Source organism: Pseudarthrobacter phenanthrenivorans (assembly GCF_000813845.1).
GTDB lineage: Bacteria > Actinomycetota > Actinomycetes > Actinomycetales > Micrococcaceae > Arthrobacter > Arthrobacter phenanthrenivorans_B.
On sequence record NZ_JWTB01000047.1, the window covers coordinates 22,023 to 44,178 of the forward strand.

At 68.7% G+C, this 22,156-nt stretch carries 10 protein-coding genes and 1 pseudogene; all 11 read right to left on the minus strand.

The features are described 5' to 3' along the window. Window positions 1–79: 79 nt before the first annotated feature. Window positions 80–4,525, minus strand: coding sequence for an FtsK/SpoIIIE domain-containing protein (locus tag RM50_RS19260; protein ID WP_043456008.1), 4,446 nt, complete (start codon window positions 4,523–4,525; stop codon window positions 80–82). Further along, window positions 4,522–5,226, minus strand: a complete 705-nt coding sequence (locus RM50_RS19265; protein WP_043456010.1) for a hypothetical protein — start codon at window positions 5,224–5,226, stop codon at window positions 4,522–4,524. The genes RM50_RS19260 and RM50_RS19265 overlap by 4 nt, the downstream gene beginning before the upstream one ends. Before the next feature lie 132 nt (window positions 5,227–5,358). After that, a complete protein-coding gene (locus tag RM50_RS19270) occupies window positions 5,359–7,152 on the minus strand; it encodes a serine/threonine-protein kinase (RefSeq protein WP_043456011.1) in 1,794 nt (597 codons plus the stop codon). After that, entirely contained in the window at window positions 7,149–9,530 is a 2,382-nt protein-coding gene (locus tag RM50_RS20990; RefSeq protein WP_043456013.1) for an FHA domain-containing protein, read from the minus strand. The genes RM50_RS19270 and RM50_RS20990 overlap by 4 nt, the downstream gene beginning before the upstream one ends. Next, window positions 9,517–10,452, minus strand: coding sequence for a PP2C family protein-serine/threonine phosphatase (locus RM50_RS19280; protein WP_043456015.1), 936 nt, complete (start codon window positions 10,450–10,452; stop codon window positions 9,517–9,519). Before RM50_RS19280 ends, RM50_RS20990 begins: the two co-directional genes overlap by 14 nt. Beyond that, a complete protein-coding gene (locus RM50_RS19285; RefSeq protein WP_043456016.1) occupies window positions 10,449–11,720 on the minus strand; it encodes an RDD family protein in 1,272 nt (423 codons plus the stop codon). The genes RM50_RS19280 and RM50_RS19285 overlap by 4 nt, the downstream gene beginning before the upstream one ends. Window positions 11,721–11,999: 279 nt before the next feature. After that, a pseudogene (locus RM50_RS21300) lies at window positions 12,000–12,077 on the minus strand (zinc-ribbon domain-containing protein); the annotation flags it as partial. Next, the gene (locus RM50_RS19290) at window positions 12,077–14,686 is read right to left on the minus strand and encodes a transglutaminase-like domain-containing protein (protein WP_052260395.1); all 2,610 of its coding nucleotides are present in this window, start codon (window positions 14,684–14,686) and stop codon (window positions 12,077–12,079) included. The gene RM50_RS19290 and the pseudogene RM50_RS21300, both read right to left, overlap by 1 nt. Next, window positions 14,683–16,038: a DUF58 domain-containing protein gene (locus RM50_RS19295; protein WP_043456018.1), complete on the minus strand. Its 1,356-nt coding sequence runs from the start codon at window positions 16,036–16,038 to the stop codon at window positions 14,683–14,685. The genes RM50_RS19290 and RM50_RS19295 overlap by 4 nt, the downstream gene beginning before the upstream one ends. A gap of 58 nt (window positions 16,039–16,096) precedes the next feature. Further along, window positions 16,097–17,068, minus strand: a complete 972-nt coding sequence (locus tag RM50_RS19300) for an AAA family ATPase (RefSeq protein WP_043456019.1) — start codon at window positions 17,066–17,068, stop codon at window positions 16,097–16,099. 66 nt (window positions 17,069–17,134) lie between these two features. Beyond that, window positions 17,135–22,156 (minus strand): Ig-like domain-containing protein (locus tag RM50_RS19305; RefSeq protein ID WP_052260397.1); only part of this gene is annotated, 5,022 nt, incomplete at its 5' end.

Below are 22,156 nucleotides of genomic sequence, written 5' to 3' on the forward strand. Positions count from 1 at the left end.
GGGTTCCGAAGCAGTCTTCTACACTCTGCCGGACGGCCGCAAATCCACCCGCATGACGGCCGTCCGGGTGCCGGTCGGTTCAGTCCCGGTTTTCGGGCGGCAGCGCCACCTGGATTTTCCGCGCCTTGCCGCGCCCCACCACGTACCCGCGGCCCGGGATGAAGTCGGGGCTGACCCTGCCCAGGGAGGTGTTGAGCAGGCTGTCGCCCTCGATGTCGCCCGGGTTGAGCAGCAGGCCACGGCGCCCGGACTTGAAGGGCTGGGCAAGCTGCCAGGCGGAGGACCAGGTGGAGGATTCCGACTCCCCCACCACCCATTGGTCTGCCTTCAGCGAAGCCGTGACAAGCTGCGCCATTCCTGATTCGGCGATGGTGTCGGTGAACTCCGTGAGGCCTTCGATGAAGATTGCCACCATGCCAGGGTTGCCGGTGGAATGCTCCACCAGGTCCTCCACGACGCCGGCAAGGTCATCAGGCCCTACGACGGCCCGGTTCCACAGGGGCAGGGACGCGACGGCGGAGCGCCGGGATCCCACGTAGATCAGCTCCGTGGCGGGGTTGGACCGCCGCAGGGCATAGGCGAGGGTGACCAGGGCCACCGTCCGCCCTGCCCCGGGCGGGCCGGCCAGCAGCAGAGGGCCGCGGGCCATGATCTCCGCGGGCTGCAGGGACTCGTCATCCACGCCAATGACCGGCAGGTCCGGGTTGCCGGCGGGCAGGACATCGAGGTCCACCTGCTCCGGTAGCCGCTCGATGCCGGGGGCGGTGTCGAGGCCCTGGCGCAGCATTGCCTCGCTCAGCTTGTGGACTTCACGGGCCTGCAGGGCCAGGTTCGAGTTCCCGCCAAGGACGGCCAGCTGCACTTCAAGGCCGTCGAGGAGTCCGCGGCCCGGAGGGGAATTGGCGGTGAGGACGTCCCTGGGGACGTCCATGGAGATGTAGTCGTCCTCGTTGGAGAGCCGCAGGACCAGGCGGCGCTGGATCGAGGCCAGCAGTGATGCCGGGACGGCGTTGGGCCTGTCCCCCGTCACCACCAGGTGGATGCCCAGGGTCCGGCCGTCGGTGGCAAGCTGCAGGAAGATGTCCCAGAGCCCGGACAGCTTGCTGTGTTCGTAGGCCTCACGGAACGCGGACATCCCATCCACCAGCACGAAGATCCGTTTCTCGTCCGGCCTGTTGGCCAGCTTCCGGTACTCCACGATGGTGGATGCCCGCACCTCGGCGAACTGCGCCGCCCGGAGCTCCGCGATGTCCCGCAGGAGGCGCAGGAGCCTGCCGACGCGTTCCACGTCGTCGCCGTTGATGATTTCACCCACGTGCGGAAGCTCCTCAAGCATGCGCAGCCCGGCCGATCCGCAGTCGACGCCGTACACGTGGACGGGGCCGCCCCGCGGGGTGACGGCGGCGGCTATCGCGATGCCGCGCAGTGCGGCCGACTTGCCGGAACCGCCTGTTCCGTAGATGGCCATGTTGCCGTCGCGGTCGGGTTCGTAGAACACCGTGGGCTGGTCCTGGTGGACGGGGTCGTCGGCAACGCCCAGCAGCAGCTGCTCGTCCGTGCGGGGGTTGGGCAGCTTGGAGAAGTCGTAGGTCTTGGCCAGCTCGTCCAGCCACGGCTTGCGCGGCGGCTGAATCGCCAGGGCATCCGCGGCATGCACGATCGTGGAGGTCATCCTGGCGATGTCGTTCGGCCCGGCGGGCTCGGCGGCGACCGGCTTGTCAGGGGCCGGCGGTTCCCAGCTGGGCCCGGAGCCGAAGGCCATTTCCACGATGTCGATCTGCGGCCGCTGCGGCTTGTCCGTGGTCCAGCCGCCGGCGTAGCCCGTCTGGAATCCCTGGATGCGGCCAGGACCGGTCTTGGCGGCGCCGCGGCCGGGAATCGCGGGGTCGAAGTAGGCGGCGTCCGGGACGCCCAGGATGTCGGTGGCGTCGTCCTCGTCGGCCATGCGCAGTGCCACGCGGAGGTTTGTGTTGGCGCGGAGGTTGTCCTTGATGACGCCGGCCGGGCGCTGGGTGGCGAGGATGAGGTGCAGGCCCAGGGATCGGCCGCGCGCGGCAATGTCCACGACGCCGTCCACGAATTCCGGGACGTCGTTGGCGAGGGCCGCGAACTCGTCCACGATGATGATCAGGTACGGCGGGGCATCGGGGTCAGCCTCCCGCTGCAGGGCCAGCAGGTCCTTGGCCTTCTTCCGGTTCAGCAGCTGCTCGCGGTAGTGCAGTTCGGCCCGCAGCGACGTCAGCGCCCGGCGCACCAGGTGCGGGGACAAGTCGGTCACCAGCCCTACCGTGTGCGGGAGGTTGATGCAGTCGGAGAACGCGGCGCCGCCCTTGTAGTCCACGAACAGGAAGCTGACCCGGTCCGGGCTGTAGGCGGCAGCCATGCCCATCACCCAGGACTGCAGGAACTCGGATTTGCCGGCGCCGGTGGTGCCGCCCACCAGCGCGTGCGGCCCTTCGTTCTTCAGGTCCAGATACAGCGGTTCGATGCCCTTTGACCCCACCAGGGCGCGGAGGGTGCCGTTGTCCTTGCGGTTGGCCACAGCCGTGGCACGGACGGAGTTGTTTTCCGTCCAGCGCTCGGCGACGGCCTGCGGGTTGTCCAGGAAGTCCTTGCCGATCAGCGTGGCGTAGGAGACGGCGCGCGGCAGGTCGGAGTCGTCGTTGACCGGCTTTCCGACATCGACCACCGGCGCGAGCATCCGGGCGAGCTGGGCCGCGAGTTCGGCGTCCACGCTCTCGCAGCTGACGGGGTAGGTGTGGCGGCCCAGGCGCACCTGGCCGGTGGTGGTGCCGTGGTCGCCGTCCACCACCATGAAGTCGCGGCAAGCAGCAGGCAGGGCCTGGATGTCCGTGGCCACCCACAGGACGTGCACGCCGGAGTCGGGGCCGCGTTCGGCCAGCCGGGTGAGGCGGCCGCGGTCCACGGGGGCGTCGTCCTCCACAATGACCAGCACCGACGGGAGGACCGGTTCTTCAAGTTCGTGCTTCACCGGGTCGATGCCGGGGCGCAGCTCCGGGGCGGTCCGCCTGGCCGCGGCCTCGCGGGCATCCACCAGGTCCTCAAGCCTGGCCAGCAGGGAGGACCCGCCCGCGGAGCCGGCGGCGAGGTGGTCCCCCGCCAGCGGACTGTGGCCCGAGCCGACGTGGGGCAGCCACTGCAGCCAGTTCCAGCGTTCCCTGGACTGGGCGGAGGTGATGGCGGTAAGGACCACCTCGGCCGGTGAGTGGAGCCCCACCAGTTGGAGCACCATGCCGCGGGCAACATCGTCCACCAGTCCGCGGGCTCCGGCGATGCCCAGCGCCCCGGAGGTCCGCAGCTGGGAGATCACGGGGACGCCTTCGATCTCGCTGAACTGCTTGATGCAGTCCTGGATTTCGCGGCTGTACTGCACCTCGGTGTCGTTGTTGGACGGTTCCTCGAGGGGGATGCGGGACGGCGCGGTCCCCAGCCCGAACCGCAGGCCCAGGAAGGAGGGATGCTCGGGCCGGTGCGTCCACAGCAGCGGTCCCAGTTTGTAGATGGCGTCCACGGTGTCGCTGACGGATGGTGCTTCCTGCAGCCTGACCGCGCGTTCCACCTGCTGCAGCTCCGTAAGGTCCTGCCGGAAAGCGGCCATGGAGGCGCGGAACTGCTTGAGCTGTTCCTTTTGCTGCTTGCGGCTGCGCATCTTCTGGTCCACGTAGTGGCCGACGATGAACAGGGGCATCATCAGCATGAAGACCATGGAGAGAACGTTCTGCGTGACCGCGAAAATCACCGCACCCATCATCAGTGGCGCCACCAGCATGATGTAGGGGAAGGGCTGGTCCTCGGGCCGCTTGGGTCCGGCGGGCAGCACGCGCTTGGGTACGTCGAACCGGGGCACCACGCGCGGTGAGCGGTTGAAGTTCAGCAGGGGCGACGTCGGTGCTGCCGCGTGGTTGTGCCCCAGTGGCACCACGGTCACGGTGGTGTCGCCCAGGGTCACGGTGTCGGAGGAGTTCAGGGTGGCGCGGGTGACCGGCAGGCCGTCCATCAGGAGGCCGTTGGCGGAGTTCGTGTCGACGATCTCGATGCTTTCGCCCACCGTGATCCGGGCGTGCCGTTTGGAGGTGAGCGGGTCCGTCAGCCGGATGTCCACGTTGCGGTCCCGGCCGATGTAGCTGGTGCCGGTGGGCAGCGAAAATTCGCGGCCGACGTCGGGCCCGGACAGCACGCGCAGGGTGGCGGCGGCCGGTCCGCGGTTGGCTCCGGGCTCATGGAACTGCTCGCTGACCTGGGCCAGGGATACCACCGAGCCGGGCCGCAGGCCCGATTCGAGGAGGTTGTCCCCGCGGGCCAGGACGTTTCCGCTGATGCCGGCACCCACGAAGGCTTCGTCGATGCGCAGGGAAAGGTTGTCCGGGGCAGGCACGCCCTTGCGGTCGGGGTCCGCCGCCCAGAGCACGGTGGCGATATCGGCCACCGTGGCCAGGCCGTCCACCGTGACGGCCAGGTCCTTGGCGTCGGCGGGTTCCCGGCGGAGTGTCAGGCGGATCCTCATCCTTCGTCCACGCCCCTCATCTTTTCGAGCAGGTACAGGTCATCGGGGGTCACCAGGTGGGTGGTGACAGCGTGCTCCACCAGACGCGCCCGGCGGTTGGTGGCGAGCTTGCCGCCGCCGCCCCGCAGTCCCACCACGCCCACCCGGTCAAGCTTGTCGCAGACGTTGTCCAGTTTCCGGTTGAACCGCGTCAGGGCCCAGCCCAGGGTCTTGGCGGCGGCCGCCGACGACGGGATGGTGCTGAACCCGGTGCCTTCGCGCCGCAGCACGGGTTCGGCGAGCGCCACAATCAAAGCCTTCTGGGCATCCGTGAAGACCACCGGGCCGATGGTGGTGTCCCCGCTGGACGCGCCTTCCCTGGCTTCCTGCCGGAAGGAGGGCGTCCTCAAGTGCACGGCGAACTCGTAGGTGGTGGGCCCGGCCGTGAAGATGACGTTGGTGTGGCTGAAGACCAGCGGAATCCGGGCGCCGGGTGACAGCCAGGCCTGCATGCCGCCGGAGGCGTCCGCAACGGTGGCGGAAAGCATGCTGCCCACGTTGCTGAGCCACCAGATGCCGTCGTAGCGGGCCACCTGCAGGAACTGCCGGTGGAGGTACGGGTTGTCATCCACTTCCAGGTCGCCCTCGCGGCCGATGTTGAAGATGTCCTCGTCCGATGGTTCGTACCATTCGCCACAGAAATCTATTGCTAGATCCCCCATGATCTGTGCCTCCTCAAGTCAGAACTGTTCGTGTAAACGTCAATGCCGTTGGTGCGGAGCGGTCCGCGTTCCGGGCGGCAGCCACGTGGCCGCGGCGGAACATCACCTGTCCTGGTGTCGTTGCCCTGGCTGTCATGAGGCGGTGCAGGCTATGGAGCCTTCCTCCATTGGCGAGAACGCGCCGTCCGCCCGGACGATCATGACCTGGATGCAGGTCTGCCCGGTGGGGTTGGCCCGCACCTTTGCCTGCGGTTCGGTGACGGAGTGGAACTCGGCGCTGTTGCCGCCGATGGTGTAGACCTTCCACTTGTAGGTGTCCCCCTGCTTGGGTTGCGGGTTGGTCCACGTGAAGCTGGCTTCCCCGTCACCGCCCACGGTGCCCTTGAGGCCTTCGACGTCGGGCACCGTGCCGTTGTCCAGGGCGTCCGCGGGGGGCTTGCTCACCTGTTGGGTAGCCACGGTCTTGGGTGTTCCGGTTGCCGTATTGGCCACCACGATGCCGACGGCGGCGGCCAGCGCCAGGAGGGTTCCACCGGTGAGGGCGAGCCACAGGTTGCGCTTGCGGTGATCGGTTTCGGGCGCCGGCTGCGGGTCCTCCGTCGTGACAGCGCGCTGAACTGTCGCATCGGCGGTGTAGGTGGTGTCCTCCCCGGCGTCGCCGGCCCCCGTGACCGGGGACCCGTAGGGCGCCGATCCTGCGCTGCCCCGCAGCACGGTGGACTGTGCCCAGGTGCCCAGCCGGCCGCCGTCGTCCGCGCCTGTCACGGGGAAAGCTGGTTCGGGCGCCGGCGCTCCGGGAGTGCGGGCAGGGATGTGCGGCACTGCCGGGGCGGACTGCCATTGGCCTGGTTCCGGAGGGGCATAGGCGGCAGGGGCAACGTTCGACGGCGGGACGGCACCGCCGGCGCCTCCGGTGCCGTCAGCCCCGGTGCCGGGGCGGGTGCGGGCCGGGAAGGTGGGGGCGCTGCCGGTCCGTTCCGGGTCGATCGCGGCGATGCTCCGGACCCGGGTTTCCTCGGTGCCGTCGTCCGGGTGGCTGTCCTCCTGCTGGGGTTCCTCCAGGACTTCGAAGGGCGTAACGGAGAGGTTGAGCTCGGCCTGGATGCGCTGCAGAGCCAGGGCGAAGGCGTGGGCCGACGAGTACCGGGACCCGGGCGACTTTGCCATGGCCGTTGCCAGGGCCAGCTCCAGGGATTCGGGCACATCCGCACGGCCCAGGCGTGGCAGCGCCATGTTGCTGATGCGGTTGATCAGCTCGCGCTGGGAGTTGTCGGCGCCGGGCATGACGAACGGCGACCGGCCGGCGAGCAGGGTGTAGAGGGTGGCGCCGAGTGCCCAGACGTCCACCATGACCCCATCCACGGCGCCGTCCCGGAACTGCTCGGGCGGCGACCAAGGGATGGACATGCCGGAGTCGTCCTCCGCGTCCCCTGCCAGGGTGCCGGAGATGCCGAAGTCGGTGAGGGCAGGACGGTTGTAGTCGGTGACCAGGATGTTGGCGGGCTTGATGTCCCGGTGGGCGATGCCGGCGCGGTGCGCGGTTTCGACGGCGGAGGCCACCTGGATGCCGACGGCCAGGACTTCATCGACACTGAAGCGCTGCCGCCGGTACCGCACATCCAGGCTGGGACGGGAGCAGTACTCCATGGCCAGGTAGGAGTGCCCGTCGTCGGTCACCTCCGCCTCGAAGATGGTGACGATGTACGGGTGCGAGGACAGCTGGGCCATCAGGTTGGCCTCAGACTCGAAACGGCGCCGGGCGCCTTCGGTCTTCAGGTCCGAGAGCAGGACCTTGACGGCGACCTTCCGGCGCGGCCTGTCCTGTTCGTACAGGTAGACGTCGGAAAAGCCGCCGGAGCCCAGCAGGCTGATGTAGGTGAACCCCGGGATGCGGGGCGGCGGCGCAACCGGCCGTTTGGAACTCAAGGAATCTCCTCAAAACGCATCGAGATGTTGTCGCCCAGCTCCGCGATATCGCCGTCGAGCAGGATGGCCATCTCGTTCTGGGCCAACCGCCGCGGCGGCTGGCCTTCGCGGACCAGGACGGTTCCGTTGGTGGCTTTGAGGTCGCACAGCATGACATGCCAGCCCTCAAGCCGTACCTCGACGTGCGACCTGGAGATGTCGCCGCCGGGGCTTGCCACCTGGACCAGCCGCGGCATGACGCCGCCCTGGACCCTGGAGACGGACGGCTGCCGGCCGATGACCATCGATTCGTCAAGGTCCAGCAGTTCACCGGTGGACAGGCGCATCCGCCCCAGCCGGGGACGGGCCACCTGCACCGCGTCCGGCAGCAGGGCGCTCCCACAGACGCTGCACTGGGCACGGGTGGGTGGATTGGGGTGGCCCTGCGCGCAGACACGGGCCAGCACCAGCGGGCCGCCGGCGGCGTCCTGCCGGTCCCCGCCTGAAGCGGGCCCGCCTGCAGCCGGCCCGGTCGGTGCAGAGCCGGATGCTGTTCCCGGCAGGCTGCTCTTCATTACCGTCTGGCCATCGTGGTCGGGGTCAAAGGCCTGGCCCGGTCCGCTGCCGCCGCCTGCCGGTGTGAAGGGCACCGGTGTGAAGGGCGCCGGTGTGGAAGGAGCTGCGGGGGTGGATGGAGCCGGGGGTGCGGATGGTGCCGGGGGTGCGGATGGAGCCGGGGGTGTCCCCACCGACGGTGCTGGCGCAGCCGCGGCTGGTCCGGGCTCCGCTGTGCCCGTGCCGGTGCGCCAGGGCACCGAATCGATCAGGCCCGGGGAGGCTGGACGGGGCTGGGCAGGATCAGGCTGCGAGGAACCGGGGTGCGGGGAGTCCGGCCGCGAAGGATCAGGGTGGGCAGGGGATCCTGCGTCGGCTCCCGGACTGGATGCGGCGGAACCGCCGGGACCTGATGGGGATGCTCCTTCCGGGCCGGCCTGGGCCGCAGCGTCTCCGGCTCCCAGCGCGGGCAGTGGTTCGGCCGCCTGCAGGGCGGCCTGCTGCTGCGGGAGCACGTGGCCGGAATCCGCGTCCGGCTCCTCCCGGACGGCGGCATCCTCGATATTCCGCATCACCGTGCGGTCCCACAGATGGTCATAGGACGACGTCATTTCCACCGCGGACGCGGCGTCGGCCTGGTTCCGGGCAGCGCTGACTGAACCATTGCTGCCTGTCCCGGCGCTGCCTGAATCATTGCTTCCCGGCTCTATGCTGCCTGCCTCAGCGGCATCATCATCCGCGGAGGCTGCGTCCCGCCCAGCCCCGTCAAGCCCAGCCCCGTCAAGCCCGGCGCCGTCAAGTCCAGCCGCGTCAAGCCCGGCCGCGTCAGCGCCGGGAAAACCAGCGCCGGCCGCACCTCCCGCCGGATGCGGGCCTTCGGAGTCCAGGCTGGCCGCGTCAACGGCACGTTCCCCGTCCATATCGATAATGGCGCCCGGGGCAATCGTGGCGTCCGGGTCAAAGCTTTCCCCGGCTGGTAGGCCCGGGCCCTTGTCGCCAGCCTGCCCTGCCTGCCCGGCCTGTAGCTGTACCCCGGGCTCAGGATTGGCTTCTCCCCCGATGGCCCCCACCTCGGTCCCGGCGGAAGCGGTTACGGACTCTTCCGGCTCCCCACGGAAGTCCCGTGCCCGGCCCCCTGCACGCCACGGCGCCCCCGCATCCGGCTGGCCTTCCCCGGCTGTTGAACGGGAGGCGGCACCGCCGCTGGCACTATCGTCGGGACCGTCCACCTCACCGGCGCTGTCCACCTCACCGGCGCTGTCCACCTCACCGGAGCTGTCCACGGCGAAGGTGCCCCCGGCGGACGGGGAGGTACCCGGCGCCGTCGTACTGTCCGCGCCGGCGGGGCCGTGCACCGCGGCGGGGCCGTGCACCGCGGCGGGGCCGGACGGAACGCCGAGCGTCAGGGACTGCAGCAGCACCACACCTTCGCCGAGCGGCAACTCCGGGTACTCCCCCGCCTGCCCGCTGCCGGTGCTGCCGGCCGCGGCTGCCAGCCTGCACCTGCCCGGCACGACGAACTTGCGCTCGTTCCAGGTGGTGACATCCCGGCCGTCAAGGTCCACCGCTCCACCGGGCTGTTCCACGGTGAGGTCGATGTCGCCGCGCAGGAATACGCGCAGCGGGCCGTTGAAGTCCAGGATCCCGAATGACGGCAGCTGGGTGAGCGATCCGCCTGAGCCGCTGGTGACGGCCGCAAGGACCTCGTGCGGCTCGGGCCGTCCGGCCAGGAGCTCCCACACGGCGCCGGCCAGTTCAGCCGGCAGCCCGGGGCCCAGGAGCACCGCGGTGCGGGACCGCACAACACCCAGCCAAGTGCCCGGAATGTAGCTAGCGCCGGTCATCGTCCGGCTCCCCCGCGTTCCCCGGAGCCTCCGCGGCCGGTTCGGGCAGCGGCTGCGTCACGGGCGCGGCTGCCGCGGGCCGCGGCAGCGTCACTTCGTCGCCGTCCGCGGAGGTGTGCCGGGGCGCCGTGGTGCCGGCGCCGTCGTCGTTCGATACGTTCGACGCATCCACCACGATGGCTGTGACGTTGTCCCTGCCGCCGCTGCGCAGGGCGGCCTGGATGAGCGCGTCCACTGCCTCCTGCGGATCAGCCGTGGTGCTGAGGATCTGGAGGATCTCGTCATCCGGCAGTTCCCCGGTCAGGCCATCCGAGCACACCAGGACGCGGTCGCCTTCCTCGACGGGGAGCAGCCAGTAGTCCGCCTCGGTTTCATCCCCCGTACCCAGGGCACGGGTGACCACATGCCGGCGCGGGTGGACGGTGGCTTCCTGCGCGGTGATCTCGCCCGCGTCGACCAGTTCCTGGACCTCGGAGTGGTCCACGCTGATCTGTTCGAAGCGCCCCTGGCTCAGCCGGTAGGTGCGCGAATCACCGATGTTCAGGACCAGCCAGTACGGCATGCCCATCTGTTCCACCACCACGGCGCCGGTCAGCGTGGTGCCTGCCCGGCCTCCCGTGGCGTCGCGGATGGAGCTGTCGGCCCGGACCAGGTATTGCTGGAGGACCGCTGCCGTGATGCTCCGCTCCCCCGACGCGACCTGTGGCATTCCGGCCAGGGCACGCACGCACAGGCCGCTGGCTATTTCGCCGGCTTCATGGCCGCCCATCCCGTCCGCGACGGCAAAGACGGGATCGGAGGCGATGTATGAATCCTCGTTCAGCTCCCGGCGGAGCCCGCGGTCCGTCCCGTAGCCGACGGACAGGCGGAGGCCTGGTCCCGGCTGGATGGTGGGGGAAACACTGGCGGGGTGCTGGTTCATGCCTGTCCTAGGTAAAAGGTGCGGTCTCCAAAATGCACGCTGGATCCCGGGGTAACAAACGTGGGGACGCCCGGCACCAGGGGGGTGCGCAGGCCGTCCGGGGTGGTGACGGCGCTTCCGTTGGTCGATTGCCGGTCCGTCACCCAGATGCCCGTGCCATCCGTGAGCAGGTGCAGGTGCGTCTTCGAAATCGAGCGTCCGGGGTCGTCCACGGCCAGCAGCTGGGCGTGCTGTTCCCCGGCCTGCCCCACGGGATTGCGTCCCACCAGCACGCTGCGGTCCAGCTGGAAGTCGCGGCCGTCATCCAACCGGATGCGGAGGACGGCCACGGGAGCCGGGCCGGTAGTTCCGGGGCGCACCTGGGTGCGTTCGACGTCGTCGTCAACGTGCTGCGGAGCCACCCGGTGGCCGGCCGCGGGCGGTGCGAAGGACGCCGGCGACGTGTACGGCATGGTCTGGGAGGGCAGCGCCTGTGCGGGCATGGGGGCCGACGGCGGAACCTGGGTTGGCGACTGGGCAGGTGCCTGGGCGGGGGGCATCTGGGCAGGCTGCGCCACCAGACCCGGGGCTAGAGGTGGTGTGGCCGCCGGTGCCTGGGCAAGGGGCTGTTTGGCGCCCGCCACCGGCGACAGCACCTGCTGTACGGGCGGAAGGTCCAGCGGTGCGAAGCTGTAGGGCCCTTGGATCCCGCCGGTGGTAATAGGATCGCGGCCCGCCTTGACGTCGAACACCAGGGTCCTGGCAGCGGTGTCGTTCCAGGCCCGCAGTCCGCCGTCCTTGTCCCACCGGCTGGAGACTACTACCAGCACGGCCCACGCCGCGCCGAGCAGGAGCAGCGGGCCAAGGATGAACAGGGCCGCGTCGAACCACTTGAAGACCACCACCAGGACTGCCGCCAGCAGGGCCAGGAGGATGCCTGCGCCGGTAATGAGTCCGCGCAGGAAGACGGCGCCGGCGCCGGGGGCATAGCCGTCCTGGTCGGCGCTGCGGATGCCCATGGCCAGGTTGCCGGGGGTCTTGCCGGTGCGGCCCTCCAGCCCCAGGACGACGAACAGGTAGGCGAGGGTCACCCCCAGGCCGATGCCACCAAACAGGACCAGGGAAGAGGTGTCGTAGATGATGAAGCCGCCGCTCCGGGTCCGGGTGATGCCGGCGAATCCAATGGCGAAGGTCACCACCAGCACAGCAACGCCGGGCAGCCAGTCGATGACGGCAGCACCGAGCCGCTTGCCCGCCGCAGCCGGAACAAGCTGAAGGTTCACTGCCATTCCCGTTCCTCCCCCTGGAGCGGCCCCCACGCTGGTCGAACCGCCGGAACTGCCCGGCGCCGTGCCTGCCCGCAAGGTACCCATGTGCGTTGTGCCCGCGTCCGCGGGGTTCATGAATGCGGTGGCCGCCGGCTGACCGGCCGGGGGCCTTTCCACTACCGGGATAGTACCGGGAATCCCCGGCGCATGCGCGGGACGCGCTGCCCGCGCATCCGGGCCGCTCCGGTCGTGCAAGGGCTCAGCGACGCTGCTGCGGCGCGCCGCCCGGTTGGGCAGCGGCGCCCCGCAGGCAGGACAAAAGGTGGCCCCTGGCCGGATCTGCTGCCGGCAGCGGGGGCAATATTCGGCGTCGGGCATCACTGCTTTGCAGGTCCTTGCTCAGCCGGCCCCTGCTGGTCCTGCGGTGGCGTCCCGGGGTGCGGGGCCGACGCTGCGCCGGGAGTTCCCGCCTGGCCCCCGGCGCCCGGCCCGTCCGCGGTACGGCGCCGGCGTGCGGCAAGGATTCCGGGGACAGTCGGCAGCGCAAGCCGGCTGCCCAGCCTCAGTCCCTTGCCGGAGTTCATGGCGGTCCTGGCATCCGCGAGCAACGAGCGCGGCGAGAACCGTGCCTGCTGCCGGCGCCAGAAGCCCATGCCGGAGGTCATTTCCTTGAGCGAACCGTCAACGATGGTCCAGTATTCACGGACCTCATCCTCACTGGGCTCCCCCGCACCGAAGATCGAGGCATCAGCGCGGCGCGCCAGCATGGTGGTGGTGCCCTGGGTTGCCGGGAAGGCCTCGGCCAGGACCGCTGCGCTTTCGCGCCGCGTCGACCGGGTATCGATGGCGGCCCCCAGGTCGGTGGCAAGGCTCACCACCTCATTCCAGCCTCCGCCCACCCGCTGGGCGGGGTGGCCATCGCGGAAACGCGACTTCCGGCGTCGTGTCTTCAAGAGGGCGATCAGCAGCAGGGGCAGGGCCAGGATAACCAGGGGGATCGCGACCACGCCCAGCGCACCCAGGAGGGCACCCCAGAACAACCACGGGTTGTCCTTCTTCTGGTCCGCGTCCAGCGCGTCCGGCGAGGAGTCCGGCGGCAGGTCAGCCGGCTCCTGCGGCGGGGGCGGCGGCTGCAGCACCTGCGGCTTGGGTTTGGACTTGCTCTCCGGGTCCGGCGGGATCGGGATGTTGTCCTTTGGCGGGGTGGGATCGAAGCTGACCCAGCCCACCCGTTCAAAGGCCACCTCGACCCACGCGTGGACGTCCTTGCCGGTGATTTTCACTTCGCCGGCCCCGTTCTCCGGGCTGGTGGGCTCCGGGTAGAACCCCATCACCACACGGGACGGGATGCCCAGGTGCCGGAGCATCAGGGACATGGCCACCGCGTACTGTTCGTCGTCACCAAGCATCTGCTTGGCCGTCAACAAATTCCTGATGCGGGCCGCGCCATGGCCGGAAACGCTGGGCAGCTGCCCCTCGCTGACCAGGCCGTTGCTGAAGGCGCCCGTCTTCTGGAAGTGCGCCTCGATCTGGCGCACCCGGTCGATCGCGGTGGGCGCATCGGCAGACAGGTCGTTGGCCTGGGAGCCCACCACCGGCGGCACCTCCAGCGGGGCCGGAAGGGAGATTTTGGCGAAGTCGTACTGCGTCAGCTGCCCGTGCTCAAGCTTGACCGGATCCGAGACCTGCACCGTGTAGGAGTCCCCGCGGGCCAGGCCGCTGGTGGTGACGGCGGTGTCGGTTCCGGGGTTGAAGTAGAGTCCGGCGGCCGCGGTCGAGCCGGCCTGGTCAAAGCTGATGCCGGTGGTCTTCCGGCCGCCCGGAACGAAGTAGCCCTGGTAGTCCTCGATGTTGATGCTGATCGAGTAGTCGTTGGTGGGCACCACCCCGGACGTGTCCGCGAGCGTGTTGATGGACTTGGCGTCCCCCACCTTGCTGAAGTTTCCGGAGCCGTTGGGATCCATGTTGTAGTTGGTGCCATTGAAGGCGTCCAGGGCGCCGAGGCGGACCCGGCCGTCCCGCGGAAGCCCCTTGACCACGAAGAGGGTGTCGTCCTTCTTGTCCTTGACGTAGGTGCGGAAGCTGGCCAACGGCGTGATGTAGTCCTTGGGGTCGAACGGTGGCACCACCACGTTGCGGAGGACTTTGCGGTCCTCGCCCGCGCTGACCAGCGGGGCAGCCACCGCGGTGATGCCCACGCTGACGGCAATGACCCCCGCTGCCATGCCCAGCCGGCGGATCCTGGCGCGGCGTGCCGTGGCACTGTCCGTCAGCGGGCTGTTGACCGCCACCCGACGCGTATTGCTCCGGCGCAGGGCGTCGCGGCGGAACGTTGCCCAGGCGATGCCCAGCACCGTCAGGCCGATGCCGCGTTCCAGGGTCAGGAATGCAGCGTTGGTGCTGAAGGCGATGCCGGTGACGAACAGGACCAGCACCGGAAGGAGCGGCAGGTAGGGGCTCCGGAGCCGCCAGGTCAGGAGGGCGGCCACGAGTGCGGTGACCAGGGAACTCAGGAACGGGACGATGAGCACGCCGCCGGCCGTTCCCACCGGGACCCCGACCGTCAGCATGTCCTTCCAGGCGAAGACGATGCCCAGCAGCAGGGTCCGCAGCGACTCCAGGGTGGGGACGAACCCGGCGATGGCCGCGTCCGGCAACGCCAGCAGGGTCCCGAACACAAGGTAGGCCGCCAGGGCAAAGGCGGTGGTAATCAGCAGTCCCAGGCGCAGGTGCGCGTTGGCCGCTCCAATGGCGAGGCCCAGGACGATGCCGCCGAATCCGGACAGCTGGTAGTAGGGGTCGCCGCCGAAGCTGAGTCCGAAGCCGAGCAGGCCCAGTCCCAGCAGGACCACCAGGGCGCCGGCGTCGAGGAGGAAGTGCCAGAGCGGCTGGCCGTTGGAGAACGCCGAATCGGTGGCGGCTGCCTTGCGGCGGGTACGGGTTTGCGGGGAGCGCGTTGGTGCGGGGCGGCCCGGTGCGGTGCTCATGCGGCAGCCTTTCTCAGCACGATGGCAAGGTCGGCGAGGTCGCCGAGCGTCAGGACGGTCAGGTCCGCGATGTTCGAACGTGTGGGTGCTGCGCCGGCTTCCACCCTGACGGCAAGGCTGCGGACACCGGGCGGGACGGAGGCGGCGGCCGAGCGGAGCTGGGTGGCGGTCACGTTGCTGCCCACCACGAAGAAGACCACCGAGGCGTTGGGAACGGTGTCGGCCAGGGTCCGGGCAAGGTCGACGGCGGTGCGGCGCATCGGAGTGCCCACGATCCGGGTCATGTCATCGAGCATGTTGCGGCCGGTTTCGCAGCGCAGCGGTCCCTTTTGGGTCAGGACGTCCAGTTCGCGCTGTTCCCGGATGGCTTGCCGGCCGATGGAGGCAGCCACGGAGATGGCCATCTCGAACTCGGTTTCCGAGGAGTATTCGTCCGTGTTGATGGACAGCGAGATGGCCAGGTGGGCGCGGCGGGTTTCCTCGAACTGGCGCACCATCAGCTTGTTGGTGCGGGCCGTGGTCTTCCAGTGGATGTGCCGGCGGTCATCGCCCGGCACATAGTCGCGCAGGGCGTGGAAGGAGACGTCGGCGCTGGACAGGTCAGTGGTGGGCATGCCTTCGAGGTCCCGGATGAATCCGGCGGCGGAGCCCGCCAGGGCCACGGTGCGCGGGTGGACGAAGAGGTCTTCCGGTTCGGTCCACAGGACCTGGCGGCGCAGCAGGTGGAGGGGGTCCGCGCGGACGGAGCGAACCGGTCCCACCACAATGACGGCGCGCCGGGCGGTGGGGATGGTGAACAGGTCCTCATGGACCTGGCCGGGCTTCATCCTGGGCAAGTGGAAGACGGCCGTGGTGCCGCCCACGGGCAGTTCCAGCGCCGCCGGCAGGAGCGGGCGTGCCGACGTGTTGGAGACGGCGATGCTGCCGACGGCGCTGTCCCCCACCGCTACCCGGGTGCGGGCGAGGTCCAGCACCACGCCGTAGGAGGACCGGCCCAGGATGAAAGCTACCGCGATCACGAACATGGTGAACGCCGCGATCGCCGCAGCGGTGGCTTCCTGCCAGCCGAAGGCCTGGCCGGTGATCCCCAGCAGGATGGCGGCGGCGAGGACCGACCAGCCCAGGATGCTGACCACGGAAATGACCGGCCACGCATATTTCAACCAGTAGCCGCGGACGGCCCGCCAGCCGGGTGCCAGGGCTTGGAGGGCTGTGCTGCTGGCCTCGGACCATACCGCTGCTGGGTGCAGGCGGGAGGGTCGGCCGTTGCGGTGGAACAGGTTCTGGAACAGGTGCTGGAACCGCTCCACGAACCGGGTCAACGGTGTGCCGCTGGACGTGCCGTCCGACATAGGGATGTGCCTTCGTTGTCGCGCTGGAAAAGGGTGGTGTGGCTGTGGGCTGGCCGGGTCAGGCGTTGGTGCGCTGCTGCGGGGCGGCGACGTCGGCCAGGATCCGGGTGAGCACGGCTTCGGCGGTGGCGCCGGAGAACTCCGCCTCTGGGTCCATGACGAACCGGTGGGTCCACACCACGGGGGCCAGTTCCTTGATGTCGTCGGGCAGGACGAAGTTCCGTCCCTGGGAGGCTGCCCAGACCTTTGCTGCCCGGACCATGGCCAGGGCGCCGCGCACGGACACGCCGAGCCGGGTTTCGGGGGCGCTGCGGGTCTCCTCGCAGAGCCGGGAGATGTATTCCAGTACGGCGGTGTCCACGTGGGCGGTGGCGGCGAGGTCGGCCATGTCCGCCACCGCCTGGGTGGTGATGACGGCGGACAGTTCCTTGGAGCGGTCCTTCAGGTTGTTCCCGCCGAGGAGCCGCACCGTGGAAGCGTGGTCCGGGTAGCCGATGGACGTCTTGATCAGGAAGCGGTCCAGCTGGGCCTCGGGCAGGCGGTAGGTGCCTGCCTGCTCGATGGGGTTCTGGGTGGCCATCACCATGAACGGCCGCCCGGCCGAGTACGTCACGCCGTCCACGGTGACCCGGGATTCCTCCATGACTTCCAGCAGCGCGGACTGGGTCTTGGGCGAGGCACGGTTGATTTCGTCGGCCAGGACGATGTTGTTGAAGATCGGGCCCTTGTGGAACTCGAACTTCTGCGTCTTCTGGTCGTAGATCGTCACGCCGGTGACGTCGGAGGGCAGCAGGTCGGGGGTGAACTGGATGCGGTTGTTGGACCCCTGTACGGTGGCGGCCAGCGCCCGTGCAAGAGAGGTCTTGCCCGTCCCCGGGGCGTCCTCAAACAGGACGTGGCCCTCGGCCAGCATGGCGGTGAAGGTAAGCCGGATGACGTGTTCCTTGCCCAGCACCGCCTGCCCCACGTTGGCAACCAGCTTTTCGAATGTGCCTGCAAACCACTCGGCCTGCTCGATGGTCATGGTCATGAAAGTTGTTCTTCCTCTGGTTGTGGCTGGTTGAAGTGCTTGTTGGCAGAGCAGGTTGCGCCTGCCCTAGTAACTGGCGGGGCAGGATCCCATTCCGGCGGTTGACCCGGTGATGGTGTCAGCCCTGATGAACCGGTACTGGTTGGTCCACCGGGTACCGTTCCGTTCGTAGATGTAGTACCAGCGGCTGGAGCCCCAGCCATCGCGGTAGCACTCGAGCCCAAGGTTGGACCCCTGCGGCATCATGTAGGACGTGCAGTTTCCGGAGCCCCAGTGGTCGCCGGTGCCCTTGGCTTCTTCAAGGCAGCTGTTGACCCGGACGACGACGTTCCACAGCTTGGGTCCCGGCGGCGGCGGGGCAGCGCCGCTGCTGGATGTATCGCTGCCGATGCGGCCGGCCTGTCCGGCGCTGATGGCCCGGACACGGAGCGTGACTGTCTGGCTGTAACCAACGGTTTTCGAGAATGACCGCTGATTGGTGTCCTGCCACGCTCCGCCGTCGACACTGTACTGGTAACCGGTCACTGCCCGGCCGTTGCCGTCCGGCTGGTTCCAGGTCCAGGAGACCGTATTGTCACCCACGCCGCCGCTCTTGCTTCCCGTGACATTCGGGGCAAAGGCCAGACCATACGGGTTGACGGCGTTGGACGGGGCGCTGGCATCACCGGCGGAGGTACTCCGGGAGGAAACAGCCCACACCACCACCGAGGTCTGGGTGCCGTTGGCGGCGGCAACCACGCCTCCGCCGGCAGGGATAGTGCCGGAGCCCCCTCCGGAGGTCAGGCTGTAGCGGTAGGAAATTTCGCTGAGCGCCGAGCCGTTCCGCTGGGCGTCCGTCAGCGGCGTAAACCGGACATCGATCTTGCCGCCGTTGCCGTTGGTGTCCACCAAAGTAGCTGAGGGAGCCGCCACCGTTCCGGGTTTGCCTACGGCACGCGTGGCGGCCGACGGCGCACTGGTGTTGCTGGTGCCGGCTTTGTTCGTGGCCGAAACGGTGAAGGTGTAACTGGACTCCGAGTTGTCCACCGTGACGTTCTGCGACGTACCGGACACCTGCTGGCTGGCAATGGCGGCTCCGCCCCGAAGCGTAGTCAGCGTGTAGGCGGAAACGGCGTCACCGTTGTTATTGGGTGCCGACCAAACCACCCGCAACTGGCTCTGCGAGCCCACCGGCGTCGCCTGTGCCACGCTGGGCGCTGCAGGGGTTGCCGGGACACCGGCAGGGACTTCCGCCGCCGAATATGGGCTCCATTCGGAGGGGTCCTTGGCGTCGTTGCGGGCCAGGACCCGGACTTTGTAGGAGACGCCGTTCTGCAGGCCCTTCCAGACGTAGTTGACGGATGTCAGTCCCTGGACCTGGGCATTCTGGCCGGCAGGAGCCGGGGATATCTCCAGGTCGTAGGACTTCACCGGCGAGCCCTTGCTGGCCGGAGCCGTCCAGGTGACCGTCAACTGCTTGTCGCCGAACTTCAGCGACGGCGCCAGCGGGGTGTCGGGCTTCACGTCAGGACGGACGTCGGCCGAGGCCGGGGACCGGTCGGATTCACCGAACTCGTTGGTGGCCGTCACCTGGAAGTGGTAGGTGGTGTTGTTGGTCAGTCCATTCAGGGTGCAGGTGTTGGCCGGGCAGTCCTGCCGGAAGCCGCCTTCCCCATACACCGTGTACTTCGTGATGGGCGAGCCGCGGTCCGCCGGCGCGGACCAGTTCAGCAATGCGGTCTGGTCCCCCACGCTCTGGGCCTGGGGCGTGGTGGGAGCTGCAGGCTTGTCCTTGACAGTCAGCCGGACCCGGGCCGTGGCATGCCGGGAGCTGTCCTGCGTTTTGTCCTCCACCGTGTAGGCAACCACAAGGGTCCCGGTGAAACCCGGGGCAGGGGTAACGGTGATGGAGTCACCATTGACGCCCACGTTGCCGCTGCCGGTCTCGGTGTTGGCGGCGATGATCTTGAGCGGTGTTTCGGGGAACGGGTTGGCGTCGTTTGCCAGGACGTTGATCGTCACCGGCTTGCCGGCGGCGGCGTTGTCCTGCACGTCGTCGTTAGCCACCGGCTTGGGCCGGTTGGAGGCGGTCACGGCAAGCTGGTACGTGGCCGTGGCTTCAAGCCCGCGGGGGTCGGTCGCCTTGACCTGGACGGCAGCCCTGGTACCGGTGGCCGTGGAATCCGCCGCCGAAACCTTCAGCGTCTGGCCTTCGATACGTGCGTTGAAGCCGCCCGGTGAGTCGCCCACCAGCTGGTACTTCATTTTTTCGACGTCGTCCTGGTCAGGATCGGACGTCAGCTTTCCAAGGTCAGTGCTGGCCGAGTCCCCCTTGGGCACATCCACGTTGGCGCCGAGCAGTTCCGGCGGGTTGTTCTTATCGGGGTCCGGGAGCACCTTTGTACGGATGCTGAGGGTGGACTTCAGGCCGGCAGGATCGTCCGGGCCCGAGCCGTCGGTTACTTCGAACGTGAGCGAACCGGGGCCAACGTAGTCAGCTCCTGCAGAGTATCTCAGGCCGACACCGTCCCGGATGATGGGGTCGCCGCCGTCCGCGCCGATGAGTTTGATGCGGTCGGCCTGGGTCAGGCGGGGCGACCTTCCTTCCCGGACCTTGACCCATTCCTTGAGGTCCACGTCGACGGACTGTCCGGCGACCACCTCGATGACCTCATCCTTGGCCAGGGTGGGAACCTGCTGGCCCAGCCCAGGCACCCAAATGATTGCCGTGGACTGCTGCCCGTCCACGTCTTCCACGGTGTACGGGATGAGCTGGGGCTGCTCGGTGAGGTCCACCAGAACGTTGCCATTGCCGCCGGGGCGGGCAGTCGCGGCCTCGGTGCTGATCTTCAGGTTCTCGCCCACACCGTCCGGGTCCTCGTCATTCTTGAGGACGGGAACGTCCACGGCGGTCTTGCCCATGGCCTGCGCGGACGTCACCCTGTCGTCCCTGGCGATCGGGGCCTTCAACGGCACGTCGTTGTCAACCACCAGCCGGATGGTTGCCTGAGCCGCAGCGTCCCTGTCATCAGCCACGGTGTACCGAACATTGACGGTCCCGGCTTCCTTCGGTGCAAGCAGGATGACGCGTCCGCTGTTCTTGCTCACTGTCGCCTGCAGCGCGGGATCCGCCTCGATGCCGTCGGTGAGGATGCGGATGCGGTCACCGTCGGGATCGGTATCGTTGGCTGTCGCGTCCACGGCGATCTGCCTGCCCGGGCGGACCCGGACTTCATCATCCACCGGCGTGGGCTTCTGGTTGATCTCCCCGCGAGGGGCTATGCCCACCGTCACGGTCCCGGTGTTCACGGCACCCTGACGGTCCACGACTTTGTAGCGGAAGGTGTCGGTTCCGGCGCCGTCCCCGGCGGCGGTGAAGTCGATGAAGTTGCTGCCTACCGTGGCGGTCCCCATGGCAGGTGTGCTGTCAATGCCGGTCAGCTGAACGGAGTCGCCGTCCGGATCGATGCCGTCGAGGGGCACCGGAATGCGGACCGTCCCGGCGGCAACCACGCGGGCAGTGAGGTTCCGCGGCTGGGGGCGGGAGTTCTCTGCGTCCTCCAGCGGGAGGATATGGATGGTGACCGCGGCCGCGCTCTTCTGGCCCTGTGGGTCCACCGCGTTATAGATGGCGCGGACGGTCTTGGGCTGGCTGCCGGCAATGAAGCGGAGAGTGTTCTCGGAGACGAAGCTCTTGCCATCGGCGGCATCGACGGCCTGCGGCAGGACGGGGTCCACCGTCAGTTCCTGGCCCTGCGGATGGGTGTCGTTGTCCAGGACCGGGATGGTGACGACGTCGTTGACGCGGACGTTCACCTCGTCCGGTTTGGGTTGCGGCGCCTCCAACACAGCGGGGGCCGGAACGGGCACCACGGACACGCTGCCCGTGGCGGACTTCTTGCCGTTGGACATGGTGTATTCGAAGAGGATGGGGTCCTTGGTGCCGAGGATGTCCGTGATCCTCAGGACGCTGTGGTTGATTACGCTGACGGAGACGGTGGCGTTGTCCGGAAGTTTGACGGACTGCAGCACCAGGACGCCGCCGGATGGGTCGGAGTCATTCGCCAGCGGGTCCAGGAGCACACTGCCGCCGGTAGGCATGAGGGCAACGTCGCGCACCGCCACGGGGTCGCCGCCGTCGTTGCCGGACTCGACGTCCACGCGGATGAGGCCCTGGCTGCTTTGCGGGCCGTTGCTGGCGATGTAGGTCAGGTAGACCGGGCCGGGCGTGCTGCTGCGGAACGTGAAGGTACCGCCGTCGGTCACGGGGCCGAGTTCGGCGGGGCCGTTCGCTTCCACCTGCGCCAGCCGGAGGGCACCTCCGTTGGGGTCGACGTCGTTCTTCAGCGGTGAGATCACCAGGTCCTGGCCCACGACGGCGGTGACGTGGTCGGCATTGACCACCGGCGCGAGGGCGCCGGGCGGCTGGACGTTGACCACCACCTTGCCGGTGACGGTGGCGCGGCCGTCCCAGATGGTGACCTGGACGTTCTTCTTCCCCGCGGTAGCCCCGGAGTCCTGGAAGGTGAGCAGGCCGTCGCGCCGGACCTTCACCTGGTCCTGGTCGTTGTCGGCCTTGGCGTCCAGCAGGACGAGGTCGTCGCCGTCGGGATCGATCCAGTCGGTCAGGATGTTCTGGCTGACGGTCTTGCCCTGTTCCACCAGCATGGTGGTGTCTTCGCCGCGCTTGAACTTCGGCGGCTTGTTTTCGTCGGGCCCCACCACGCTGAGCGCCACCTGTCCGGTCGCGGACAGGCCCCTCCCATCGGAGGCGCTGTAGTTGAATGTCTCCGTGCCTGGCTTGGCGTCGGCTGGAACGGTGATCTGGAAAGCCGTGCCGCCGTAGATGTTTTCTAGGGTCCCCGATTTGGGTCCGTTGTCCCCCACCGCTGCGGTGAGGACGTCGCCGTCGGGGTCGGAATCGTTGTCCAGGACGCTGAGGATGGTGGTCCGGCCCGGGCGGACACCGATGGCGTCCGGCTTGGTTTCAGGCGGCCGGTTGGGCTTGGTGCGGTCCGGCAGGACGTTGATGGTGTTGTTGTCGGCGGACTCCTGGTCCTGGTCATCGGACTGGTTCTTGGGCGGGACGACGTCGTCCCAGTTGTTGAC

What these genes read in the sequence shown, in the direction of transcription:
- RM50_RS19260 (WP_043456008.1), bottom strand. Translation starts at nt 4,525, where the DNA reads ATGAGGATCCGCCTGACACTCCGCCGGGAACCCGCCGACGCCAAGGAC.
- RM50_RS19265 (WP_043456010.1), bottom strand. Translation starts at nt 5,226, where the DNA reads ATGGGGGATCTAGCAATAGATTTCTGTGGCGAATGGTACGAACCATCG.
- RM50_RS20990 (WP_043456013.1), bottom strand. Translation starts at nt 9,530, where the DNA reads ATGACCGGCGCTAGCTACATTCCGGGCACTTGGCTGGGTGTTGTGCGG.
- RM50_RS19280 (WP_043456015.1), bottom strand. Translation starts at nt 10,452, where the DNA reads ATGAACCAGCACCCCGCCAGTGTTTCCCCCACCATCCAGCCGGGACCA.
- RM50_RS19285 (WP_043456016.1), bottom strand. Translation starts at nt 11,720, where the DNA reads ATGGCAGTGAACCTTCAGCTTGTTCCGGCTGCGGCGGGCAAGCGGCTC.
- RM50_RS19290 (WP_052260395.1), bottom strand. Translation starts at nt 14,686, where the DNA reads ATGAGCACCGCACCGGGCCGCCCCGCACCAACGCGCTCCCCGCAAACC.
- RM50_RS19295 (WP_043456018.1), bottom strand. Translation starts at nt 16,038, where the DNA reads ATGTCGGACGGCACGTCCAGCGGCACACCGTTGACCCGGTTCGTGGAG.
- RM50_RS19300 (WP_043456019.1), bottom strand. Translation starts at nt 17,068, where the DNA reads ATGACCATGACCATCGAGCAGGCCGAGTGGTTTGCAGGCACATTCGAA.